At 64.9% G+C, this 6,580-nt stretch carries 6 protein-coding genes; all 6 read left to right on the top strand.

What is annotated here, in order from left to right:
• On the top strand, window positions 1-1,350 hold a 1,350-nt coding region (locus QUV11_RS16980), incomplete at its 5' end, for a putative PEP-binding protein (RefSeq protein ID WP_300884175.1).
• Window positions 1,351-1,596: 246 nt separating this feature from the next.
• The gene (locus QUV11_RS16975) at window positions 1,597-2,175 is read left to right on the top strand and encodes a DUF1214 domain-containing protein (RefSeq protein ID WP_300884173.1); all 579 of its coding nucleotides are present in this window, start codon (window positions 1,597-1,599) and stop codon (window positions 2,173-2,175) included.
• On the top strand, window positions 2,172-2,699 hold the full coding sequence (locus tag QUV11_RS16970) for a DUF1254 domain-containing protein (protein ID WP_300884171.1): 528 nt from the start codon (window positions 2,172-2,174) through the stop codon (window positions 2,697-2,699). Before QUV11_RS16975 ends, QUV11_RS16970 begins: the two co-directional genes overlap by 4 nt.
• A 207-nt stretch (window positions 2,700-2,906) precedes the next feature.
• Window positions 2,907-4,121: an acyl-CoA dehydrogenase family protein gene (locus QUV11_RS16965; protein ID WP_300884169.1), complete on the top strand. Its 1,215-nt coding sequence runs from the start codon at window positions 2,907-2,909 to the stop codon at window positions 4,119-4,121.
• Between the two features lie 66 nt (window positions 4,122-4,187).
• Window positions 4,188-5,333, top strand: coding sequence for an acyl-CoA dehydrogenase family protein (locus QUV11_RS16960; RefSeq protein ID WP_300884167.1), 1,146 nt, complete (start codon window positions 4,188-4,190; stop codon window positions 5,331-5,333).
• A 146-nt stretch (window positions 5,334-5,479) separates the two neighbouring features.
• Complete coding sequence (locus QUV11_RS16955) at window positions 5,480-6,238, top strand: crotonase/enoyl-CoA hydratase family protein (protein WP_300884164.1); 759 nt, start codon at window positions 5,480-5,482, stop codon at window positions 6,236-6,238.
• The last annotated feature ends 342 nt before the right edge of the window (window positions 6,239-6,580 follow it).

The raw sequence follows: 6,580 nt of genomic DNA, 5'->3' as shown, positions 1-6,580 counted from the left end.
CTGGTGCGCATCGAGACCAGCCCCGAGGACATCCACGGCATGCACGCGGCGCGCGGCATTCTCACCGCGCGTGGCGGCATGACGTCACACGCTGCGGTGGTTGCACGCGGCATGGGCCGTCCCTGCGTCTCGGGCGCGGGCAGCCTGTCGATCGACACCAAGACGAAATTGCTGCGCATCGGCAAGCGCGAGCTGCGCGAGGGCGACACCATCACCATCGACGGCACCACCGGCGAAGTGATGATGGGCTCGGTGCCCACCGTGCAGCCCGAACTGGTCGGCGATTTCGGCGTGCTGATGGGCTGGGCCGACAAGGTCCGCCGCCTCAAGGTGCGCACCAATGCCGAAACCCCCGAGGATTGCCGCGTCGCGCGCGATTTCGGCGCCGAGGGCATCGGTCTGTGCCGCACCGAGCACATGTTCTTCGAAGCCAGCCGCATCACCAACGTCCGCCAGATGATCCTCGCCGAGGACGAGGCGGGCAGGCGGGCCGCGCTCGAAAAGCTGCTGCCCGAACAGCGCGCCGACTTCCACAGCATCTTCGAGGTGATGGCGGGGCTGCCTGTCACCATCCGCCTGCTCGATCCGCCGCTGCACGAGTTCCTGCCGCACAGCGAGAACGAGTTCGCCGAGGTCGCCGAAGCCGCCGGCGTCGGCATCGAAGTGCTCAAGCGCCGTGCCAACGAGCTGCACGAGTTCAATCCGATGCTGGGCCATCGCGGTTGTCGTCTTGGGGTGACCTATCCTGAGATCTACGAGATCCAGGCGCGGGCGATCTTCGAGGCGGCGTGCGATGTCGCGGCCAAGAGCGGCGCCGCGCCGATCCCCGAGGTGATGATCCCGCTGGTCGCCACACGGCGCGAGCTCGAACTGATGAAGAAGGTCGTGGATACCGCTGCCGAGCTGGTGTTCGCCGAAAAGGGCCGCCGGATCGAGTATCTCGTCGGGACGATGATCGAGCTGCCGCGCGCGGCGCTGATGGCCGACGAAATCGCCGAGGTCGGCGAGTTCTTCAGCTTTGGCACCAATGACCTTACCCAGACCACGCTGGGCGTCAGCCGTGACGATGCCGGACGGTTCCTCACGCAATATGTCGACAAGGGCATTTTTGCGCGCGATCCGTTCGTCAGTCTCGATATCGAAGGTGTCGGACAACTGATTGAAATTGCTGTCGAAAAGGGCCGCAAGACGCGCCCCGACATCAAGCTGGGCATCTGCGGCGAACATGGCGGCGATCCTGCCAGCATCGCGTTCTGCGAGACCGTCGGCTTGGATTACGTCAGCGCCTCGCCCTATCGCGTGCCGATTGCCCGGCTCGCGGCGGCACAGGCGGCGCTGAAGAAGGGTTGATTTACGCAGCCCGACGAAAGTCCTGCACTGATAGGGTAAGATGGTCCCCTGCGAAGACAGGGGCCCATCTCCTGCCCGTGCGTGTATAGCACCAGTTGGCGGATATCCGAGCCGTCCGAAGATGGGCCCCTGCCTTCGCAGGGGACCTGCCAACGGTGATCCGGTCCCCTGGTCCATGCGTCAAGCATCCCCCCTTGCCATAGCCTGCCACCTTCCGGCATAGCCTGTGTCAAAACAGGAGGGGTCATGCACGCGGGAGTTCGCTACGGATTGATGCTGGCAGCCGGATTGGCGCTGGGCGCCGGCACGGCGGTGCTGCAGCTGCGCCAGAGTTTCGCCGCCGATGGCATCACCGCCGGACCGTGGCGCACCGGCGAGAAGATCGGCACGGCGGACGCCAGCGTCGCCACCCGCGCCTCGGTGGCGCTGCGCGGCCTCCTGGCGCTGCCCGAGCGCGAGGCGATCTATTTCAATGCCGCCGAGGACAGCGCCGGGCGCAAGCTCACAGGGGCGTGCCGCTATACCGTCTCGGGCGGCGCGATCGATGCGCGCTGGTGGAGTCTGACGCTGTATGACGCCAAGGGCTATCTCATCCCCAACGCCGCGCGCGCGCATTCGCTGGGCAGCGCCGCGCTCACGCCGGCTGAGGCAGGCCGATGGCAGGTCGATATCGCGCGCCAGCGAACAGGGCCGCACTGGATCGCGATGCCAGATGCGCAGCCCTTTGAACTGACGCTGCGCGCCTATCACCCGTCGCCGCAGCTGCTGCGCCAGCGCGGATCGGTCGATCTCCCGCGGATCGAGCGCCGGGAGTGCACATCATGACGCGCTGGATCGGACCTTTCGCCATCGCCTGCCTGGCAGCGCTCGCCGGCTGGTATCTGACGCTTGCGGCGGCGCCGCAGTTCATCATGGGCCGCGCCTGGGAACGGCTGGCCGAGCAGGCGGGGGTCAACCGGATGACCCACTCGCCGCAGGTTACCGCCGAGCGGCAGACCATCGTCCGGCCCAGCCCGGACCTTGCCTATTCGGTGTGCGCCTTCGACCTCAGCGCTGGCCCGATCCGGTTTCATGCCCAGCCTGTGCCCGATCACTACTGGTCGCTCACCGTGTTCGACAGCGAGACCAACGTCGCGTTTGTCGAGAGCGATCGGGAAAGTCGTGGCGAGCCGGTCGAGATCGTGCTGGCGACGGTGGATCAGACGGTGCCGGACGGCGCGCGCAGGATCACGATGCCCAGCGCGAAGGGCGTCGCGCTGCTGCGGGTGCTGCTCAATGATGCGGCGGACTTCGATGCGGTGGCGCAGGATCGCGAGCAGTCTTATTGTCGGCCTGTGCAACAGCCCTGAACTCGTGATTTCCGCGCACGCGGGAATCCCGCTGCTGCGCGATCGTACGGAAAGAGCGGGACCCCCGCGTGTACGGGGGTGACGGTTTTGGGATAGTCATGGCCCCTAGACAATCGCCGCGCGCGCTTGCATACCTGTTTTAACCGAACGATTAAACGAGCGCGAATCCAGCTGCGCCTTCGTCGTCCGAACGAGCAGGAGAGAGAGATGTCATCGCGCCCCACGCCAGCCGAGCTGGCCGACTACGAAGCCCAGGCCGATGCCTGGTTTCGCGAGAACACCCCCAAGGATCCCGGCTTCATGCTGCCGCTGACCTTCATGGAGGTCAGCACCGATCAGCAGTTCGAGTTCCTCTGTGCCTGGCAGCGCAAGGTCTATGAGGCGGGCTATCTCGGCGCGAGCTGGCCTGTCGAATATGGCGGCGGCGGGCTGCACCCCGATTTCCAGCGCATCGCCACCAAGGTGATGAAGAAGTACGACGGCCCGATCATGCTCAATGCGATCGGCATCGGCTGGGCCGGACCGCTGATCATGGACATCGGCAGCGAGGAAGAGAAAAAGAAGTACATCAGGGGGATGCTCACCGCAGAGGATATCTGGTGTCAGGGTTTCTCCGAGCCTGAAAACGGTTCTGATCTCGGCAACGCGCAGCTCAAGGCCGTCCGTGATGGCGATGAGTACGTCCTCAACGGCTCGAAGATCTGGACCTCTTTGGGCGACCGCGCCAAGTACATGATTCTGCTCGCGCGCACCTCGAACGAGGGGGCGAGCAAGTACGCCGGCTTGAGCTTCTTCCTCTCGCCGATGCACGCGCCGGGGATCGAGACGCGGCGGATCAGGAAGCTCACGGGCGAATATGGCTTTGTGCAATGCTTCTTCACCGATGCGCGCATTCCCGCCGAGTGCCTGATGGGCAATGAGGGGGATGGCTGGCAGATCGCGATGAAGACGCTGGAATATGAGCGCGGCGCCAAGGTGAACCTGGCGGGCGGCTATTTCCTGAAAGAACTCGACGCGATGGGTGTGGTCGAGCTGGCGCGGGAGTCGCAGCGCGGCGGCAAGCCGCTGCTCGACGATCCGGTGATGAAGGATCGCATGGTCGATTTCATGATGGATATCCAGGCGCTCAACCTCAACAACCAGCGCCGCCGCATGGGGCCTTTGGTGCAGGACCGCCCGATGGGTCTCGCGCTGATGAACAAGCTCGCGCGCACCGAAATGATCCGCGAGCTCACCGAGTTCTCGCTCAGCTTCCAGGGCACGCGCGGAGGCTATTATGTCGACGATCCGTGCGCGGTCGACAACGGTTATTGGCACCGCAGCTATCTCAACAGCTTCTCCGCAACCATCGGCGGCGGCACGTCGGAGATCCAGCGCAACATCATCGCCGAGCATGTGCTCGGCCTGCCGAAGGGACGCTAAAGCGCAACGCGAAAAAGTGGGAACCGGTTTTTCGCATTACGTTGCGCGACAGCAAAAGGATTACGCATGGCATTCAGTGAAGGAAATCTCGCCGATCATCTTGGCGGGCTGAGCTACAGCGAAGAACAGATCGAGTTGATGGATGTCGCGACCAATTTCTGCCGCGACAAGTCGCCGATCGACAAGGTGCGCAAGCTGATCGAGGACGACCATGGCTATGACCCCGCCGTCTGGCAGGAGATCGTCGATCTCGGCTGGCTGGGTATCGCCATCCCCGAAGCGCAGGGCGGGGTCGGCCTGTCGATGGCCGAGGTCGCTCCGATCGCCGAGCAGATGGGGCGGCGGCTGCTGGCGACGCCATTTGCGACCTGCACCATCGCCGCGCAGGCGCTGCTCGCGGCGGGGGACGCAGCGCAGTGCGGGCAATGGCTGCCGCGCATCGTCGCGGGCGAGGTGGCGACGCTGGCGCTGACCGAACCGCATGGCGACTGGAACTTGGCCCATGTCGAGGCGACCGCCAAGGCCAGCGGTGACGGCTATGTGCTCTCCGGCACCAAGCAGTTCGTGGTTTATGCGCAGCACGCCGCGTTGGTGATCGCGTCGGTCACGCTCGATGGGCAGGTGCGGCTGGCACTGATCGAACGTTCGGCGATCCCCGACGCCGCGCTCCGCCGCGAAATCATCATCGACGAGACCAAGCGCAGCTATGAGCTGACCTTGGACGGGATCCATATTCCCGCCTCGGCGCTGCTCGATGCCGGGCGCTCGGGCACGGCGCTCACGCAAATCGAGCTGGCGAGCGCGTTGCTGCAGGCCGCCGAAATGTGCGGCGGGACGCAGAGCGCGATCGACTATACGATCGAGTACCTCAAGACCCGCAAGCAGTTCGGCAAGCTGATCGGCGAATATCAGGCGCTCAAGCACCCGATCACCAACGCCTATGTGGGGTATGAAAAGGCGCGCTCGCACATGCTCAGCGCCGCGCACAATTTCGGCCAGCAGGGCGTCGGCGAGATCGCGGTGCGGATGGCAAAGGCGTCCGCCGACAAGGCCTACAGCTTCGCCGCCGATCGTGCGGTGCAGTTCCACGGCGGCTTCGGCTTCACCCATGATTGCGACGCGGGCCTCTACCGCCGCAGCGCGATCTGGCACGCCAGCCAATATGGCGACGCCGCCTGGCACCGGTCGAAGCTGGCCGATCTGTTGTTCTAGCGCCCTCTCCCCTTGAGGGGAGAGGGATACGCAGCCTTGGTCCGGCGCAGCCGGGCTAGGCGAAGTTGGGAGAGGGGGCGGCGGGAAGCATATTCCCCACCCCAACCCCTCCCTGCCAAGGGGAGGGGCTTTTTGGGAGAATTCTTATGTCTGAAGTCACCACCCAGGTCGAAAACGGCGTTCTGGTCATGACCATCAACCGGCCCGAGGCGAAGAACGCGGTGAACCGCGCGGTCGCCGAAGCGATGGCCGCAGCGATGGACGAACTCGACGCCAATAACGACCTGCGCGTTGGCATCGTCACCGGCGCAGGCGGCACGTTCTGCTCGGGCATGGACCTGAAAGCCTTCCTCACCGGCGAACTGCCAGTGGTTAAGGGCAAGGGTTTCGCCGGCTTTGTCGAATCCCCGCCCAAGAAGCCGCTGATCGCCGCGGTCGATGGCTATGCGCTGGCAGGCGGGATGGAGGTCGCGATCACCTGCGATCTGCTGGTTGCCAACGCCAAGGCGCAGTTCGGCATCCCCGAAACCAAGCGCGGTCTGGCTGCTGCCGCCGGTGGCCTGATGCGCCTGCCGCGCCAGGTGCCGCCGCGCATCGCGATGGAGCTGGCGCTGACCGGCGATTTCATCTCGGCGCAGCGCGGCTATGAGATCGGCTTCGTCAACCGCGTGGTCGAAACCCCCGCGATCGACGGCGCGCTCGAACTCGCCGCCAAGATCAGCGCCAACGGCCCGCTCGCGGTGCGCGTCTCCAAACAGGTCATCGTCGAATCGCGCGGCTGGAGCGATGAGGAGATGTGGGCCAAGCAGCAGGCCATCGTCGGCGCGGTGATCGTGTCTCAGGACGCGCGAGAAGGTGCCGCCGCATTCGCGCAGAAGAGGGCTCCGAACTGGACGGGGAAGTAAGCGCGGGGCTTTGCGGCCGTTTGTGAGGGCCGTCGTTCAACGAGCGCTGCGGGTAGGGCGTTGGGATGTCTGCTATCGGGCGATCGACCGATCTTATTGAATAACGGATAATGGGTGGAAAGCCGCCCCACCTATCATCGTCACCCCGGACTTGATCCGGGGCCCAGAGCGATCATATGCGCCGCTTGGAATTAAAGCCCTGGGTCCCGGGTCAAGCCCGGGATGACGGAAAAGCCGGCTGGCTGCCGGATTTGGTGAAATGCCGATGCATCGGGAACGACCACTTGTGGGTGATGGGGTGGACGCCCCCCGACGGCATCGATGTGCCATAGTGGAGGTGTT

The organism is Blastomonas sp., assembly GCF_030373265.1.
Lineage (GTDB): Bacteria > Pseudomonadota > Alphaproteobacteria > Sphingomonadales > Sphingomonadaceae > Blastomonas.
This window is presented reverse-complemented; position numbering and strand designations above follow the sequence as displayed.

Excerpts from the sequence above, each read along its gene's own strand:
- QUV11_RS16975 (WP_300884173.1), top strand. The coding sequence starts at position 1,597 with ATGCACGCGGGAGTTCGCTACGGATTGATGCTGGCAGCCGGATTGGCG.
- QUV11_RS16970 (WP_300884171.1), top strand. The coding sequence starts at position 2,172 with ATGACGCGCTGGATCGGACCTTTCGCCATCGCCTGCCTGGCAGCGCTC.
- QUV11_RS16965 (WP_300884169.1), top strand. The coding sequence starts at position 2,907 with ATGTCATCGCGCCCCACGCCAGCCGAGCTGGCCGACTACGAAGCCCAG.
- QUV11_RS16960 (WP_300884167.1), top strand. The coding sequence starts at position 4,188 with ATGGCATTCAGTGAAGGAAATCTCGCCGATCATCTTGGCGGGCTGAGC.
- QUV11_RS16955 (WP_300884164.1), top strand. The coding sequence starts at position 5,480 with ATGTCTGAAGTCACCACCCAGGTCGAAAACGGCGTTCTGGTCATGACC.